Annotated in this window: 17 protein-coding genes, 2 pseudogenes, 2 riboswitches and 1 other annotated feature; of the genes and pseudogenes, 6 read left to right on the top strand and 13 right to left on the bottom strand. The window is 39.5% G+C overall.

The window, feature by feature from the left end; genetic code table 11:
* Positions 1-473 precede the first annotated feature (473 nt).
* The 3 genes from ACTWQB_RS10415 to ACTWQB_RS10425 form a co-directional block, all read right to left on the bottom strand.
* Positions 474-782, bottom strand: coding sequence for a rhodanese-like domain-containing protein (locus ACTWQB_RS10415; RefSeq protein WP_443139125.1), 309 nt, complete (start codon positions 780-782; stop codon positions 474-476).
* A gap of 134 nt (positions 783-916) precedes the next feature.
* Positions 917-3,328, bottom strand: a complete 2,412-nt coding sequence (leuS, locus tag ACTWQB_RS10420) for a leucine--tRNA ligase (protein ID WP_443139126.1) — start codon at positions 3,326-3,328, stop codon at positions 917-919.
* Between the two features lie 62 nt (positions 3,329-3,390).
* Positions 3,391-3,663 carry a hypothetical protein gene (locus ACTWQB_RS10425; protein ID WP_443139127.1) on the bottom strand — a complete coding sequence of 91 codons (273 nt, stop codon included), beginning with the start codon at positions 3,661-3,663 and terminating at the stop codon, positions 3,391-3,393.
* A 4-nt stretch (positions 3,664-3,667) separates the two neighbouring features.
* Positions 3,668-3,881: a binding site (T-box leader), on the bottom strand.
* 118 nt (positions 3,882-3,999) lie between these two features.
* On the opposite strand from ACTWQB_RS10425, the gene ACTWQB_RS10430 reads away from it, so the two are divergent.
* Positions 4,000-4,563, top strand: coding sequence for a class I SAM-dependent methyltransferase (locus ACTWQB_RS10430; RefSeq protein WP_443139128.1), 564 nt, complete (start codon positions 4,000-4,002; stop codon positions 4,561-4,563).
* A 13-nt stretch (positions 4,564-4,576) separates the two neighbouring features.
* Here the strand turns inward: ACTWQB_RS10430 and ACTWQB_RS10435 are convergent, their stop codons facing one another.
* From ACTWQB_RS10435 to ACTWQB_RS10445, 3 genes are read right to left on the bottom strand one after another with little or no spacing between them, the layout of a single operon-like run.
* A complete protein-coding gene (locus ACTWQB_RS10435) occupies positions 4,577-4,984 on the bottom strand; it encodes an NUDIX hydrolase (RefSeq protein WP_443139129.1) in 408 nt (135 codons plus the stop codon).
* A 40-nt stretch (positions 4,985-5,024) separates the two neighbouring features.
* Positions 5,025-6,095, bottom strand: coding sequence for a tetraprenyl-beta-curcumene synthase family protein (locus tag ACTWQB_RS10440; RefSeq protein ID WP_443139220.1), 1,071 nt, complete (start codon positions 6,093-6,095; stop codon positions 5,025-5,027).
* A gap of 17 nt (positions 6,096-6,112) precedes the next feature.
* On the bottom strand, positions 6,113-6,904 hold the full coding sequence (locus ACTWQB_RS10445; protein ID WP_443139130.1) for a lysophospholipase: 792 nt from the start codon (positions 6,902-6,904) through the stop codon (positions 6,113-6,115).
* 145 nt (positions 6,905-7,049) lie between these two features.
* Positions 7,050-7,133: riboswitch (cyclic di-GMP riboswitch) on the top strand.
* 43 nt (positions 7,134-7,176) lie between these two features.
* On the opposite strand from ACTWQB_RS10445, the gene ACTWQB_RS10450 reads away from it, so the two are divergent.
* Together ACTWQB_RS10450 and ACTWQB_RS10455 are read left to right on the top strand one after the other, a co-directional pair.
* Positions 7,177-7,560 (top strand): response regulator transcription factor, encoded by a 384-nt coding sequence (locus ACTWQB_RS10450; RefSeq protein ID WP_443139131.1) that lies wholly within the window; start codon positions 7,177-7,179, stop codon positions 7,558-7,560.
* A 31-nt stretch (positions 7,561-7,591) separates the two neighbouring features.
* Positions 7,592-8,104: a gamma carbonic anhydrase gene (locus ACTWQB_RS10455; protein ID WP_443139132.1), complete on the top strand. Its 513-nt coding sequence runs from the start codon at positions 7,592-7,594 to the stop codon at positions 8,102-8,104.
* A 32-nt stretch (positions 8,105-8,136) separates the two neighbouring features.
* On the opposite strand, the gene ACTWQB_RS10460 is transcribed toward ACTWQB_RS10455, so the two are convergent.
* Positions 8,137-8,703, bottom strand: a complete 567-nt coding sequence (locus ACTWQB_RS10460; RefSeq protein WP_443139133.1) for a hypothetical protein — start codon at positions 8,701-8,703, stop codon at positions 8,137-8,139.
* Positions 8,704-8,766: 63 nt separating this feature from the next.
* On the opposite strand from ACTWQB_RS10460, the pseudogene ACTWQB_RS10465 reads away from it, so the two are divergent.
* Positions 8,767-9,440, top strand: a pseudogene (locus ACTWQB_RS10465) (HAD hydrolase-like protein); the annotation flags it as partial.
* A gap of 190 nt (positions 9,441-9,630) precedes the next feature.
* Here ACTWQB_RS10465 and ACTWQB_RS10470 read toward each other — a convergent pair.
* Positions 9,631-9,906: a hypothetical protein gene (locus ACTWQB_RS10470; RefSeq protein ID WP_443139134.1), complete on the bottom strand. Its 276-nt coding sequence runs from the start codon at positions 9,904-9,906 to the stop codon at positions 9,631-9,633.
* A 36-nt stretch (positions 9,907-9,942) separates the two neighbouring features.
* Complete coding sequence (locus ACTWQB_RS10475; protein ID WP_443139135.1) at positions 9,943-10,236, bottom strand: MazG-like family protein; 294 nt, start codon at positions 10,234-10,236, stop codon at positions 9,943-9,945.
* 137 nt (positions 10,237-10,373) lie between these two features.
* Between ACTWQB_RS10475 and ACTWQB_RS10480 the strand changes: the two genes are divergently transcribed.
* A complete protein-coding gene (locus tag ACTWQB_RS10480; protein WP_443139136.1) occupies positions 10,374-10,934 on the top strand; it encodes a hypothetical protein in 561 nt (186 codons plus the stop codon).
* Positions 10,935-10,962: 28 nt separating this feature from the next.
* Here the strand turns inward: ACTWQB_RS10480 and asnB are convergent, their stop codons facing one another.
* The 4 genes and pseudogenes from asnB to metK form a co-directional block, all read right to left on the bottom strand.
* The gene (gene asnB / locus ACTWQB_RS10485) at positions 10,963-12,873 is read right to left on the bottom strand and encodes an asparagine synthase (glutamine-hydrolyzing) (protein ID WP_443139137.1); all 1,911 of its coding nucleotides are present in this window, start codon (positions 12,871-12,873) and stop codon (positions 10,963-10,965) included.
* Between the two features lie 69 nt (positions 12,874-12,942).
* Positions 12,943-13,086: a hypothetical protein gene (locus ACTWQB_RS10490; RefSeq protein ID WP_443139138.1), complete on the bottom strand. Its 144-nt coding sequence runs from the start codon at positions 13,084-13,086 to the stop codon at positions 12,943-12,945.
* 170 nt (positions 13,087-13,256) lie between these two features.
* Positions 13,257-13,682, bottom strand: a pseudogene (locus tag ACTWQB_RS10495) (IS110 family transposase); the annotation flags it as partial.
* 199 nt (positions 13,683-13,881) lie between these two features.
* Positions 13,882-15,081, bottom strand: a complete 1,200-nt coding sequence (gene metK, locus ACTWQB_RS10500; protein ID WP_443139139.1) for a methionine adenosyltransferase — start codon at positions 15,079-15,081, stop codon at positions 13,882-13,884.
* A 142-nt stretch (positions 15,082-15,223) separates the two neighbouring features.
* Positions 15,224-15,331: riboswitch (SAM riboswitch) on the bottom strand.
* Between the two features lie 366 nt (positions 15,332-15,697).
* On the opposite strand from metK, the gene pckA reads away from it, so the two are divergent.
* Entirely contained in the window at positions 15,698-17,278 is a 1,581-nt protein-coding gene (pckA, locus tag ACTWQB_RS10505; protein WP_443139221.1) for a phosphoenolpyruvate carboxykinase (ATP), read from the top strand.
* The last annotated feature ends 19 nt before the right edge of the window (positions 17,279-17,297 follow it).

Here is a 17,297-nt window from a genome sequence, read left to right on the forward strand (position 1 = left end):
AAAGTAGTTTGATTGGCTAAATAGTTTAAGGTTTTTCATCTGCCAATCCAGATGAAAAACTAGAATTGACTACAGGCTATTTTGTTTAGTTTTCAAGGTTCAAATGATGTCGCCTCAAAAAAGCGACTTGATAAATATATCATGGAAGCAATTCAAAAGTCAATAACTTTTTAAAAATCAATTTCAAAAATGATAACTCCCATATCTATCGGCAACAATTAATATATCATAATTTGATGTTAAAAGTCAATATTTTTGTTACCTGAATTTGATCTGTCGTTTTAGAGCGACAATTGACATCATAATACGAAAAGTATTAATTCGTCAACAACAAATTCAACTATTTTTTAGTGCCGCTTCAAAAGCGACAAGTAATATAATAATACGCACACTAATATAAGTCAATGGGTTTTTATATATTTTTTTAATCGATTATATTACTCGCCGCCCGAAACAGTAATTTAAAAAATATACTAAGCGATCACATCGCCTTTCCACTCAAGCATACCGCCTTTTAAGTTAAGTACTTTATAACCTTGTTCCTGTAGATATTGTGATGCATTATGACTGCGGCGGCCCGAACGGCATACCATCACGTACTCTTTATTTTGATCGAATTCGTCTAAACGTTCAGGGATTGTACCAAGTACCACGTGTTTCGCTCCTGGAATCATTCCACCAGCCACTTCCTCGTCTTCACGTACATCAACTACTTCATATTTTCCTGAATCAAGTTCTTGTTCCAATTGTTCTGGTGTGATTTCACGGATTTCATCACTCATTACAATTCTCCTCTCTATCTTTTTATATTTTCATCATATAGAAGTTTTTAAATCCATGTCAATTTTGACAAATGAAAAACGCCCCCAAACGAAATCGTCTGAGGACGTTAGGATTATTTCTACTAATTATATTACTAATTAGCTACAATGTTTACTAATTTTCCTGGAACAACAATGACTTTTCTTACTGTTTTCCCTTCAATCCACTCTTGTACGCGTTCGTCTTTTAGTGCTAGTTCTTCTAGTTCATCTTTAGATGCTTCTTTTGGAACTTCTGCACGGCCACGAACTTTCCCCATCACTTGAAGCACAATTTCTACTGTGTCTTCTACAAGCTTGGATTCGTCATAAGTTGGCCATTCTTCATATGAGATGGTTCCTTCATACCCAAGTAGTGACCAGATTTCTTCTGCCATGTGTGGTGCAACCGGCGAAAGTAGTTTGATAAATCCTTCAGCATAGTCACGTGGAAGAACATCATTTTTATAACATTCATTTACAAATACCATCATTTGCGAGATTCCAGTATTGAAATGAAGATTAGCAAAGTCTTCGGTTACTTTCTTAACTGTTTCATGGTAGACCTTCTCTAGATTGCTGTTTGCTTCATTTTGGATACTTGAAGAAAGTTTATCGTCTTCAACATATAGTCTCCATACACGATCAAGGAAACGGCGTGCTCCATCAAGTCCGTTGGTGCTCCATGCAACGGATGCATCTAGTGGACCCATGAACATTTCATATAGACGAAGTGTATCGGCACCATGAGTCTCAACGATATCATCAGGGTTTACAACGTTCCCTTTTGATTTACTCATTTTTTCATTACCTTCACCTAGAATCATCCCTTGGTTAAAGAGTTTTTGGAATGGTTCTTTAGTTGGGACAACGCCAAGGTCATAAAGAACTTTGTGCCAGAAACGAGCGTAAAGTAGGTGAAGGACTGCGTGTTCAGCTCCTCCAATGTAAAGGTCGACTGGTAGCCACTTCTTAAGTTTTTCAGGATCAGCCAGCATGTCGTCGTTATCTGGATCAATATAACGTAGATAGTACCAACAGCTTCCTGCCCACTGAGGCATGGTGTTTGTTTCTAGGCGACCTTTTTTACCGGTCTTAGGGTCTGTGTACTCTAACCATTCTGGAATGTTCGCTAGTGGTGACTCACCTGTACCAGATGGTTTGATTTGATCTGTTTCAGGTAGTTCTAATGGCAGTTCGCTTTCATCAAGCGCTGACATCGTACCGTCTTCCCAATGAACAATTGGAATTGGTTCACCCCAGTAACGCTGACGGCTAAATAGCCAGTCACGGAGACGATAAGTCGTTTTGCGAACACCGTGACCTTTTTCTTCAAACCAAGCGATGGCTTTCTCAATGGCTTCATTTTTATTAAGGCCATTAAGGAAGTCTGAGTTTACAAGGGTACCGTCTTCTGTGTAAGCTTCTTCCTCAACGTTACCACCTGATACGACTTCGACTATTGGAAGGTCGAACTTTTTCGCAAATTCATAGTCACGCTCATCATGTGCTGGAACGGCCATAATCGCACCAGTTCCGTACGACATAAGAACGTAGTCGGCAATCCAGATTGGCATCTTTTCGCCATTGGCTGGGTTTAAAGCATATGCACCCGTAAAAACTCCTGTTTTATCTTTTGCAAGATCGGTACGCTCGAGTTCACTTTTCGTTTGCACGTCATTCACGTATTTTTCTACCGCTTCACGCTGGTCATCCGTTGTAATGTCTTGAACTAGTGGATGTTCAGGTGATAGTACGGCATACGTCGCACCGAAAATCGTATCTGGGCGAGTCGTGAACGCTTTAAACGTATGGTCCGTGTCAGCAATTTGGAACGTGATTTCAGCACCTTCAGATTTTCCGATCCAGTTGCGCTGCATATCTTTTAGACTTTCTGGCCAATCAAGTTCTTCTAGGTCTTCAAGGAGACGGTCAGCGTATTCTGTGATTTTTAGCACCCATTGACGCATTGGTTTACGAATAACTGGGTGACCTCCGCGTTCACTTTTACCATCGATGACTTCTTCGTTTGCTAGAACTGTACCAAGAGCCGGACACCAGTTAACGGCAACCTCATCCATATAAGCGAGACCTTTTTCATACATTTTGACAAAAATCCATTGAGTCCACTTATAGTAGTTTGGATCCGTCGTATTAATTTCTCGGTCCCAATCGTATGAGAAGCCGAGTGATTTGATTTGGCGTTTGAAAGTCGCGATGTTTTGTTCAGTAAATGCAGCTGGGCTGTTTCCTGTATCAATCGCGTATTGTTCAGCTGGTAAACCGAACGCATCCCATCCCATTGGGTGTAAGACTTCATACCCTTGCATACGTTTCATGCGGGATACGATGTCGGTTGCTGTGTAACCTTCAGGGTGACCGACGTGAAGGCCTGCGCCTGATGGGTATGGGAACATGTCTAGCGCGTAAAATTTCGGTTTATCCGAATCAGCGTTAGTTTTGAATGTTTTATTGTTTTCCCAATATGTTTGCCATTTTTGTTCAATGCTTTGATGATCGAACGCCATATAAACTCCTCCTAAAAATTTAGTTTCCACTTCTTATATATAATAAGGCTGTTTTGGGTTTACTAATGGCGGACGCTTTCCGCGGGCACGGCTTCAACTTCTCCGAATTCGTCAACCTCATTCGGAGTGATTTTCAGCTCGTGCTGTTCCCGCGACGAACTGGACGTTCTAGTGTCGGCGTTGGTCACAAATGCTACTTGCATTACATCTTTGCTTAAGTTTGCGCCGAGTAATCGCAGGCGCAGGACGTGACCGCTTTTAGCCGACCTGGAGTCGCCGCCTTCGCTCACCATTTTTTTAATAAAACAACCTAAACTAAAAAACTCCCACCCCAACCGTAGTTGGGACGAGAGTTTACCCGTGGTACCACCCAAATTAGTACAATTATGTACTCACTTGAAATCCTTAACGCGGATGAGACGGTCCATCTTACTTGAATTCAGATGGTCAACTACGAAGGCGAGTTCAAAAGTTGTAAGGATAGCTCGCACCAACCGCTACCTCTCTGCAAAGCTTACAGAGCTTTTTACTACTCCTTCATTAACGTCGGACTATTTTAATTTAATACATATTCTATGCAATGAAATGGTAAATGTCAACTATATTTGTAACTATATTATCCAATGTTTCATGATATTATAAGTATGAAGTTTAAATAAAGGAAGAGGTATATGAAACAGATCATTCCATTTGCACATAGTTTATTAGACGAAACCGTTTCGAAAGGTTCGGTGGTCGTTGATGCAACGCTTGGAAACGGACATGATAGTTTATTTTTAAGTGAACTCGTTGGCGAAAGTGGGCACGTTTATTCTTTTGATGTTCAAGAGGAAGCGATCCGAGAGTCGGAAAAACTTTTTGCCAAGCACGACGTACATAATGTGACGACGATTTTGAACGGTCACGAAAAAGCTGGCGACGAACTCGGTAGAAGGTCGGTTGAATCCATTGACGGATGCATCTTTAATCTAGGTTTTTTACCTGGAAGTGATAAAGCAGTCACGACCAATAGTAGTACGACAATTGAGGCAATCGATCAGATATTTTTAAAATTGAAACCAGAGCGTTACATCGTCATTGTCATTTATCCAGGGCATGAAGAGGGTCAGGCTGAGAAGAACGAGCTGCTGACCTATCTTAAAAATTTCCCAGCGAAGCAAGCTGACATTATCCGATATCAGATGGTCAATCGAAGTGAGAAAGCGCCGTTTGTAGTGGCGTTGTATAAAAAATAGATACATACCACTGTTAAGACTGTAGTATGTATCTAGCACCTAAACGGTTAAGTAATTGAGAGATTCCTTCAGGATGATAAGGCATTAGTCGGTCAGCTTCCTCTATGTCGACCCATTCCACTTTCAGTATATTTTTTTCTTTTGGTATGACATCTGGAACTTTCAAAGTTTCACCTTTAAATGTAATAAAATGAACATGGTTTCCATCCATAAACGCTTCATTAATTGCGATCACTTCATGAACCTGTACATCATACCCCGTCTCCTCTTTGGCTTCTCTAACAGCTGCGTCCTTCAGCGTCTCATTGACTTCAACGGCCCCACCTGGCAATGACCAGGTTTTGTTCCTGTTTAATACCATTAAAACTTTATTCGTTTTTTCATCAAACAAAAGTGTATAGGCTACATCAATTCGTTTCATATATCTACTTCCCCCATGATTTAAGCGAAAGAAAAAGGGATCACTCCCCCAATCCTTTCTTTTTTTTCCACTTTCGGTAGGCTCGTCCATTCATATAAATCAATTGTGCTTTAAGCCCACAATGCCTTAGAAGTTCTTTCTTGAGTTGTTCTCCATTGTTTAGTTCATCGGCCTTTAAATCGGATAAATATAAGCCAACGAGGCCGGAGACGATGAGTTGGTGGAAGTCGGCGTCTGGGATTTTTTTAGTTGATGTTTTGCTGCCATCGATAAAAAACTTCAGTCGCTCGATTGTTTTTTGTTCATCGTGATAATAATGACAGAAGTTTAAGTCGCCTTCTTCTTCGTCCTCGCGTTGGTCGATATAATAGTCTAATAAAATATGTAGGCCTTGCATATAAGGAAAATAGGATTTCATCACTTGTGCGCTGTAATCGTAGCCGTCCAGTGCATATGAAATAATTGAAAAAATACCAATAGTTGACCCAGTGACTGCGGAGAATTCATTCCACAGCACTTCATCATGTTCGTTTTCATGTTCGTACCATTCGGTCAACCTTGGAACGCGTTCAATCAGTGTCACGTGCTTATGAACTTGTAAGTCTATGTAAAGTTGGGCGAGCCGTCTGACAGCTGGGTAAACGCGTTGATAGTTTGGAATCGATTGTACGACTTCTTGGCACGTATCCACTAATGACTTCAAGTAACCTGCATCGTCTTGATCTTCACGAAGTTCATAATAATTAGGGTGCTCTTCAATTGGGTCCTTAGATATCGCATTGAGCATGGAGTCGTGTAAGCGTCTAAAGTCATCAGGATCCATCGATGTGCTGCGATCACAAAGGTTATCTAAATAATCGCTAATTGTCTGGTAAGCTATGATGAAGTTTATCGCATCTTTCCAACGAGTTTTCGCAAGGGTGGCATAGATGGACCCACCCTCGCAGTGAAAGGTTTTGGTGCCAATACTGGCTTTAGCTTGAGTCCTTAATTCTTCATTCGGTATTCGGTCGGCATAGTTTTCCCAGTACTTTAGACTTTTTCTCACTTCAGGAAAAATATGTCGGTAACACGTATACAGTAATTTTGGCAACGTCCTCGGGACATTCACAGTCAATGTGAACCCTCCTAAACTGGTTCTTGTTTAATTCGATGGTCTAGAAAAGTAATAATATCTTCTAGTACTACGTCACGTTCAGGTTCATTAATGATTTCATGATAAAGGTCTTCGTAAATTTTGATCGATTTTTCGTTGACGTCAATTCCATTAAACCATTCTTTTACCGCTTCAACATCTACTAAATGATCCTCTCCACCTTGGAGTAAAATTGTTGGAACATCTGGGAATTGGTCCATTTTTTTAAATGCCATGGCTATCGCTTTTTCAAATTCATGATACCAGCGGACGGATACTTTTCTTAAAAACAATGGATCTGAGACATCGTGCGCATTGTACGCTTCATTACGAGTTGCGTAATACGACCGGACCCCTGTTTTAAAACGTACGGAAGGAGATGCGACATTTAAGAGTTTTGAAAAATAATATACAGGTCTTGCTAATCCATTTTTCATACCTAAAGCTGGTGAGGATAAAACAATTCCAGCTAAGTCTTCTTTGTGCTGTTGAGCCGTACGGACTGCGATTAACCCGCCCATGCTGTGTCCAAATAGGAACACGGGTAAGTCATATTTTTTCGCTTCATCGATCCAGGAAAGGACCGTAACAATATATTCTGTAAAGGACTTGATGTGTCCTCTTTTTCCTTTTGTCTTACCTTGGCCAGGCAAATCCCCAGCAATCACGTGGAATCCATGGTGATTTAATCGATCAAAAAACCACTCGTAACGTCCTGAATGCTCAAAAGCACCATGCACTACTACAACTATTGCCTTCGCTTGATCAGCGCGTCTAACGATCATCACAACTCCCCCGTTTCATTTAATAAATCTTATTATTAACATATTAGCATAATTCAACAAAGGAGAAACAACAGTATGCTGAAGGTAATTTTGTGAACGTGTAATCCTTGTCGAAATATGTTTATTCACACGATAATATGGTACTATATCTTAAAGGCAAATCTTATGAAAGTAAGAGACGCAAAGCCACGGGCCTAAGGGGGTTTCCTACGGTAGCCGGGTTGCAATCACTTTTTCTAGTGTTTGCGATTGATAGAGGAGTGATTTAAAACATGTATAACATTCTGGTAGTAGACGATTCAAAGTTTATTCGTCAAAGAATTACCAACACCTTAGATCAAACAAAACATTATAGGGTTATATCGGAGGCCTCAAACGGGATTGAAGCTTTATCCATATATCGTAAGTTGAAGCCAGATGCGGTCATTCTTGATTTAACCATGGATCAATTAGACGGGTTTAAAACGCTATCCTTAATGTTGAAGCTTTTTCCCTTTGCAAATGTCATCGTCTTTTCATCATTAACTAGCAAACTAACTAAAGATGAATGTTTTCAACTAGGTGCTAAAGACATAATTGCAAAGCCTAATTTCAAGTCAATTATTCGATCCTTAGACCAAATTTTCGAAGCAAAAATAGCTAATGACTTTCAATAATAGTAGAAAAATGAACTAAAGGAGGAACCACATGATACTCCCATACAAAGGAACTTATCCAAAAATTGATGAAACCGCTTATATCGCAGATGATGTTGTCATTTCAGGTGATGTGACCATTGGGAAGTATAGCAGTATTTGGTTTAAAACTGTCATCCGTGGAGATGTGTCGCCAACTTATATAGGGGACCGCGTCAACGTTCAGGACCAATCGATGTTACATCAGAGTCCAAATTTACCGCTTATTTTAGAAGACGGTGTATCAGTGGGGCACCAAGTGATGCTTCATTCGTGTACGATTAGAAAAAATGCCCTAATCGGAATGGGCTCGACAATTTTAGATGGAGCTGAGATTGGAGAAAACGCCTTTATCGGCGCAGGCAGTCTTGTTCCGCCTGGCAAAAAAATTCCTGCGAACACGCTGGCATTCGGGCGACCTGCCAAAGTCGTTCGCGAGCTGAATGAAGAAGACTACAAGGAATTAGAACGCGTAAGAACTGTCTATGTGGAAAGAGGACAAAACTATAAGAAGTTACAGGGTTAATGTTGACGCTCAGAGATTGTTCTGGGCGTTTTTTATTCCCCATGCTTACTTAAAACCTCACCATCTTTAGACAACCCTTTGATAGCTGTAACCTCACCAATGGTTAAATAGTAACGTTTCCATTCATTCGTGATGATGTCTATTTTTTCATATGTTTCATCCACTCTTGCTTTTACTTCTATAATTTCAGGATTAACTATTTGACCATATGCTACGTGAAAGTCGTGAAGTGGCCTTCCTTTACTGTCATACTCACGGAAAGGTTCTGAGTAAAGACTTAGCTGATCATGGTGATAATGACTCCACCCATGATGTCCAACGTTTTCCCAACCATCTTCATCATTTCCCTTGAAGTAAGCAAGTCCTAGTGCTTCATTTTCTTGAGCACCAGCTAAGTCATCTGGAATCGTTGAGTACATCACAATCGTCACACCATCATACTCAGTTGTATGTATCACACGATTCACTTTAAAAGGAATTGATTTGTCCATCGCTTCTTGAAGGTTTTCATATGTTCTAACCTCAAAGTCAGACCTCACAAACCAACTTATTAATATGATACCTAAACCAACCAGTACCAAGGTAATTCCATTTTTCATAACCTAACACCCTCTTCACAGGCTTATACATCTAATGATACATTATTAAGCATACTTACTAATTATGAAAGCAAAGGAGACTACATATGACCAAAGCTGTCATCTTTGATATGGATGGGACGCTTTTCCAAACAGATCAAATACTAGAATTATCACTGGACGATACATTTAGCTATTTAAGGTCGCAAAATAAATGGAGTTCTGAAACACCGATTGAGCAATACCGAGATATCATGGGAGTTCCTTTACCTAAGGTGTGGGAGATATTATTGCCTGAGCATTCTGTTGAAGAACGAAATCAAGTTGATGCCTATTTCTTGGAACGGTTAATAGAAAATATTTATGACGGGAAGGGCGCTCTCTACCCTCATGTTGAGGAACTTTTTCAGGATTTAAAAGAGAACAATTTTTCTATATTCATAGCTAGTAACGGTCTCATCAAGTACTTAGAAGCAATCGTGAGTTACTATATACTTGATCACTGGGTCACCGAGACGTTTAGTATTCAGCACATTGATTCCTTGAATAAGTCCGAGTTAGTTGAGGCGATCATTCATAAATATAACATTACGGACGGTGTCGTTGTTGGCGATCGTCTCTCCGATATCAACGCGGCAAAAGATAACGATCTCATGTCTGTCGGGTGTAACTTCGACTTCGCACGTGAAGAAGAGCTCGCACAAGCTGATGATGTTATTGATGATCTACTGGAAATAAGAAAAGTGCTTTCATTATAGTCTGCGGTTGACGCTCGGCAAATTGCACGAGCGTCTTTCTTTATAATACAGTTCGTTTCGCCAAAGTCTTTATATGTTTCGCCTAATTAGTGTAATGTTTCGCTAAACTTACAGGAGGTTTCGCCGGATTCGCACGAACTTTCGCCAGTATTAGGTAAGGTCTCGCCAAACTTTTCGGGGTTTCGCCAATTTATAAATTCCATTCGATGTTCACATGGTCACAATCGATATTCGGGCGCTTTCTATTGACATTCGCAGGCTCCCTATCGCGACTTGGATTGCCTCTATCGACATTCGCGCTCTCCCAATCGACATTCAAGCTCCTCCTATCGACAAACAACGCCTCCCAATCGACATTCAAGCTCCTCCTATCGACAAACAACGCCTCCCAATCGACATTCAACCTTCCCCTATTGACATTCCGACTCGCCCTATCAACTCTCACACCTCTTTTATCAACATCCATGGCTCGTACATTGAAGTACTGTCGATCCTCTTATCACTAATTACTGATTTTGCTGTCCCATTTAGTAACCTTTTTCTTTATAAGGTCGTATAAATCTTCATCATCACTCATTTTATAAAACATGGCTAAGGAAACTAAAAGAGCATCTATGCATTCTTCTTTTACATCTTCTATTCCTAATTGTTTATAGTTGCTACCACTAGCTTTTTGATAAGATAATACAGCTTGTGCCGTTTCACCTGCTTCTTCTGATAACTTTAAAGCCATTTGTTCTAATGTTTTAGGTTCTTTTTGACTTAACATCTTAATTTCCTTTAATAAATGCTCCATAATCTAGCCCCCTATTTCAATGATTTATAAGTTTCCATACTTTTCCTTAAGAGCTAAATTTAGTGTAACATTAATTGAACATAAATTGAACATAAATTGGAAATTTTATGGTAAAATCAAAATCCGGCAGTGAGAGTATGAATAAAATAATCGGAATTAGTATATTAATCATAGGGATTGTTTTCGCTACATACATCATCTACAACCACCAACAGTTGCCGAATCAAAATGATGTTTTCGATATAACTAAAGACTGGTCGCCGCCAACTGAAGATGTTTTACTCGTTGAGAAGGTTAATGACGAGTGGCTAACGATTTTTAGGAATCAACATTCCATTATGATTGCAAAATTAGAGCAAAACTGGCTAGGAAATTGGGAACTTAGAAATGACGTTGGTCACGATAAAACCCTAGCTTCAATTAGTTACCCTAATCATGAGGAAAAGGACCTAGCGTGGAGTGCAAATGAGAGTGACCAGGATGAGTACTCCTATTATTTCGGGCAAATTTTAAATCCGAATTTAGCGGCAGTGGAAGTTGAAGTTCAGAGTAACGTATATGAAGATGCTAAACTTTTCACAACAAGTGAGAATACCTTCTTCTATAAAAAAGTAAATAAACCTATACATAGCCCCGTCAATATCAAAGGTATCACCGCATCAGGCGAAGTATTATATTCAACCAAAAACACCCACTAGATGCATGGCGCATCTAGTGGGTATCATTTTATGACGATAAGATTTCGACTTCAAAGCTTTGATCGTGAATGAGGTCTTCTTGTTTGTAGACGCCTTCGACAAAAATTTGATGCCATAGCATGAACATGAGTACTGTCCATATTTTTCGGCTGTAGTCGAGTTTTCCTTTGCAATGTTTTTCTAATAAGTTAAGGACATATAGTTTATTGATTAAATGATCAGTTTGGCTTTCTAAAATAAGATTACGAGCCCAGTCGTAAAGTTCATCTTTCAACCAGTGACGGATTGGAACTGGGAAACCTAATTTCTTACGGTTTAACACGTGATCGGGCACGATGCCTTGAACCGCTTCTCTTAAAATTGATTTCGTGGTGCCGTTCGCAATCTTATATTCAACCGGAATTTGGCTGGCCACTCTCATGACTTCATGATCTAAAAATGGAACGCGAAGCTCAAGTGAATGAGCCATCGTCATTCGGTCTGCCTTCAATAAAATATCCCCCCGCATCCACGTATGCATATCAATGTACTGCATTTGTGTAACAGGGTGTTCGTTCTTCACTTGTTGATAGAGTGGATTGGTAATGGTTTGATAAGGGAGCGACTCATTATAATTTTGTAGTAAGTACGCTTTTTCCGCTTCTTCAAACATTTTTGCATTACCGATGTATCGTTCTTGTAATGGTGTTGTGCCTCGTATTAAAAAGCTCTTCCCTTTAACTCCTTCAGGCAAAACCATTGCGACTCTTCCAAGTAAATGTTTCGCTGGCTTTGGAATAGAGTTAAAGACTTCTAACGATTGTGGTTCTCTATAAATATTATAACCACCAAACAACTCATCTGCGCCTTCGCCTGACAACACAACTGTCACGTGTTTGCTAGCTTCTCGACTTACAAAATAGAGAGGTACACAAGCAGGATCTGCTAAAGGATCGTCGGCATGCCAGATAATCTTTGGTAGACGAGAAACAAACTCTTCAGGTGTAATCGTATATGAAATGTTCTCAACACCTAATGCTTCTGCAGATTCTTTAGCGACATCGACTTCTGAGTAACCTTCTTGTTCAAACCCTACAGAAAAGGTTTTAAGATTAGGGTTAATTTCTTTTGCCAAAGCGACCATAATCGTAGAGTCAATTCCTCCTGATAAGAAAGAACCGACTGGAACATCACTACGCATGTGAACCTTCACCGAGTCTATTAACACGTCTTGAATATTAGAGATCAGTTGATTTTTCTCTATATGCTTAGGCTTGAATTCAACTTGATAATATTTTTCAAAAGTAGGGTCTTCACCTGGCTTCATGTGAAAGTAGTGACCAGGTTCGACTTTTTTAATATTTTCAGTAAGTGTGTATGGTTCTGGGACGAATTGATAACTTAGATAGTGTTGTAAACTATCAAGGTCTAATTCCTGATGGCTGTTCATGATTTCTAATAAGCTCTTTTTCTCTGATGCGAAGAATGTTCCTTGGTCATTTGTTGAGTAAAACAAAGGCTTAATCCCAAATGGATCGCGTGCTCCAAAAAGCTCTTGTTCTTGTTTATCCCAAATTAAAATGCCAAACATTCCTCTTAAACGTTTAAACGCCTCGCCGCGATATTTTTTAAATAACGCTAGGATGACTTCAGAATCCGATTCAGTAGAAAAATCATAGCCTTCTTCTAATAAATCTTTTCTTAATTCTACATAGTTATAAATCTCACCATTAAAGACCATCCAGTACCGTTGATCTTCGTAAGATAATGGCTGGTGGCCACTCTCTAAATCAATAATACTCAATCTCCTAAAACCAAACGATACACAAGAATCAACATAATACCCTTCATCATCAGGTCCACGGTGTGCAATCAGGTTATTCGCCTTAGCCATCCGTTGCTTGAGATGTTCATTGGGTTCAGATGCTTCATTCTTGATTAGTCCAATAAAACCGCACACAGACAACACTCCCTCAATAAATTAATTATTTCTTAGAATTTCGCCGTTTTTCTTTGATTTTTTATGGTTTTATTGCTTTTGAATCAAGTGGTGGCCACCAATTGATTCAAAATTAGGCTGAAATTGGTAGTTGAATGGCCATCCAACCACCCAAATTGGATATATATTCCAATTTAGTGGAATTTTTATAATCGCACGACTGGATCTCCACATTCACATGGCGGTAAACCTTCCCATGTCTCTCGGCGTCAATGCGCGTAAATTCCTTCGTTCAACCTATCCATGCGTGGCTGCCGGAAATGCTCCTTAAGTGGGTCATAGCCCTAATGGTTGTATATCGACCGGCTAATCCGTGCTTCAAATGTCCATTTATCATCAAAGCCTAACAAATTATGCATTTGGGCTTGAATAGAATTAAGATCTTCTTGAATGATATCGTGAAGCTTCATGCCTTCACGTAATTCAGCGTACACATCCTCAGGTAATGTTGGTTCATGATACCGACCGTCACGTACGATTTGCGCAATGAAGACCTCGTTCTTTTAAAAAGTAAGCTAAGTTTAGCCAATAATGACCCGTTGGTTCCATGCCCACAAGATAGAACGGTTTAATTCATGTGATAAGGATTCGATCCATTGGACGAATCCATTGAATCCCTCTAGTGTGTTATGGAATACGAATCGTTTGGTTAAATCGATTCCTCGATCATCAATAGCACGCGCAACGTGCTTGTGTTTGGCGATATCAACGCCGATAATAATTGTGTTTTCCGTGATTTGCATTAATCGTTTGTTTTGTGTAAAATCCATTTTGAGTCCTCCTTCGGTATTTTCGAGGTCATTGTTTCGTGACGTGACACTCTCTATACTACCAAGGAGGGCTTTTTTTGTGTAACTCCAAATAACCTCATCTAGGGTCAATTTTTCTTATTACAGGAATGCTCCTTATAAAGTCATTTTTGTTTTCATTATAAAGACGTTTATAAGGTAAGTTTTGTCACGATTTGTTTTAATTATTAATATATTTTTTTAATTCATCTACGCGATCAGTATATTCCCATGTAAAATCTTCATCATTTCGTCCAAAATGACCATAGGCAGCAGTCTTTTTATAGATTGGTCTTCTTAAATCTAACATTTTAATAATACCTGCTGGACGAAGGTCAAATGTTTCACGAATCGCTTCTACGATTTTAGCTTCTTTAACTTTTCCAGTACCAAATGTGTTTACTGAAATAGATACAGGTTGTGCAACACCAATAGCATAGGCTAGCTGCACTTCACATGCATCTGCTAAACCAGCTGCCACTATGTTTTTTGCCACGTAACGTGCCGCATAAGCAGCTGATCGGTCTACTTTCGTAGCATCCTTACCACTGAAGGCACCGCCACCGTGTCTAGCATATCCGCCGTACGTATCAACGATAATTTTACGACCTGTCAACCCAGCATCGCCTTGTGGCCCACCGATGACAAATCGACCTGTTGGGTTAATAAGGTACTTCGTTTTGTCATCAATTAAGTCAGACGGCACAACTGGTCGAATGACTTTTTCAATTAAATCATCATTAATTTGTTGTAATGTAATTTCAGGATGGTGTTGAGTTGAGATCACAATTGTATCCACTCGTTCAGGTTGTCCATCATCATCGTACTCTACTGTCACCTGAGTCTTACCATCGGGACGTAAGTAATCTAACTCACCAGACTTACGAACGTCACTTAAACGTTTCGAAAGCTTATGTGATAACGAGATTGGTAATGGCATCAGTTCCTCAGTTTCGTTAGACGCATAACCGAACATTAACCCTTGGTCACCTGCACCAATCGCTTCAATCTCTTCATCTGTCATGCTACCTTCACGCTTCTCGTATGCCTCGTTAACACCTTGTGCAATATCAGGTGATTGTTCGTCAATGGATGTCAGCACTGAGCATGTCTCAGCGTCGAAGCCATATTTAGCACGTGTGTAACCAATGTCTTTAATCGTTTCGCGAACGATTGCTGGAATGTCTACGTAAGTTGTCGTTGAGATTTCACCCGTTACTAATACTAAGCCCGTTGTGACTGTCGTTTCACAAGCCACCCTTGCATTTGGATCTTCCTTTAAAATTTCATCTAAAATTGCATCCGAGATTTGATCACAAATTTTATCCGGATGGCCTTCCGTTACGGATTCGGAAGTAAATAGTCGACGTTGATGTGTCATAAAATCGTTTCCTCCTCGATTTGGATCTTCAACGGCTCTCTTATGTGTGAAAAGCTATATTAACTTCATTGATATTTTACCCAAAACACAGAAAAAACCTTTCCACAATTATGAGGAAAGGTTCATTACGCATGGCCTTTCACTCTTATCGTTCAAGGGATCTTCCCCTTGCATCAGGTTAGCACCTGTCACATATGTGATGGTTGCTGAGTTTCATAGGGCCTGCACCCTCCACTGCTCTTGATAAGAGACGTACCGTTCTGATTTATCATAACTTGAAACCACACGAGTGTCAATGGATATTGACCCAACTTCACGCCCTCGCATAATTTATAAGACTTGGATTTTAATATTAATTTTTGTCATATTAAAGGGACAATAAATATAATTTTGCAGCCTTTAACACATAAAAGTTAAAAACAGTTCAAAAAACTATAATCTTATCACTATGACAGGCTTACATTTTAATTTATAATAAAGAACGGCATTAAGAAAAATTATGAAAAATTATTCAATTAGTATGGTTTATTAAAATAAATGTGTTATACTATTAATCAAATAAACTTATTAATTATGAATAATTTTGTATTGAAAAGGATGGTTAGGTGTGAAAACTATGAATGTTCAAGCGTCTGTATCTCAGCTTAATCAACATAAAAATAATCAGGCGAATTTACCAATCGCCAGTTTAGTAGAACGTATTTTATCTAGAGAAGAAGGTATGTTAACGTCAACTGGTGCTGTTCGTGCCACGACTGGAAAGTATACAGGACGTTCGCCAAAAGATAAATTTATTGTGGAAGATGAAGAAACAAAGGATAAAGTGGATTGGGGTTCAGTTAACCAACCAATCAGCGAAGATATTTTCTTAAATCTATTTAATAAGGTAACAGATTACTTATCTGAACGAGATGAGATCTTTACGTTTGATGGTTTTGCAGGTGCTGATGAAAAGTACCGCTTACCAATCCAAGTAGTAACTGAGTTTGCATGGCATAATCTATTTGCGAATCAGTTATTTATTCGTCCAACCGATGAAGAATTAGCTAACCACAATGCAGAGTTCACAGTAGTATCGGCTCCACACTTCAAAGCTAATCCTGAAGTAGACGGAACGAACTCTGAAGCATTTGTGATAGTATCATTCAAACACCGCATCGTGTTAATTGGTGGTACGGAGTATGCTGGAGAAATTAAGAAATCAATTTTCTCAGTTATGAACTATATGCTTCCAACGAAACAAGATGTTCTACCAATGCACTGCTCAGCGAATGTTGGTGGAGAAGGCGATGTGGCATTATTCTTCGGACTTTCCGGCACAGGTAAAACAACATTATCAGCTGATCCAAACCGTCGTTTAATCGGTGATGATGAGCATGCTTGGTCGCAAAACGGAATCTTCAACATTGAAGGTGGCTGTTATGCAAAATGTGTAAACCTTTCAGAAGAAAAAGAACCGCAGATTTACAATGCGATTCGCTTTGGCGCCGTTTTAGAAAACGTTGTCGTTGATGAAGAGTCACGCTTACCGGATTATGACGACACAAGCTTAACTGAAAATACACGTGCCGCTTATGCGATTGATCATATCGATAACATTATCGAGCCTAGCATTGCAGGTCACCCTAATACAATCGTATTCTTAACAGCTGACGCATTCGGAGTTTTACCTCCAATCAGTAAATTAACGAAAGAACAAGCGATGTATCACTTCTTAAGTGGTTACACAAGTAAATTAGCTGGTACAGAACGCGGTGTAACAGAGCCAGAAGCTACATTCTCAGCATGCTTCGGTTCACCATTCTTACCATTACCTGCAGCAGAATATGCGAAAATGTTAGGTGAGAAAATTGATGAGCATGATGCTCAAGTATTCTTAGTTAACACTGGCTGGACTGGTGGATCATATGGTGAAGGTAGCCGTATGAAACTTAGCTACACTCGTGCGATGGTTCAAGCAGCCCTAGAAGGTGAGTTAAACAACGTTGAAACAACACAAGATGAGTTCTTTGGCCTATCGATTCCAACACATTGCCCAGGCGTTCCAAGTGACGTCTTAAACCCTAAGAAAACTTGGAATGACAAAGATGCTTATGATGTGAAAGCTAAAGAATTAGCTAGCAAGTTCCATGATAACTTCAAAAAGTTCGACCACGTGACTGACGACATCCGTCAAGCAGGTCCGACATATAAATAATATTTAAAAAGACGTTCCA

The sequence above is a fragment of the Piscibacillus sp. B03 genome, from assembly GCF_052246295.1.
GTDB lineage: Bacteria > Bacillota > Bacilli > Bacillales > Alkalibacillaceae > Piscibacillus.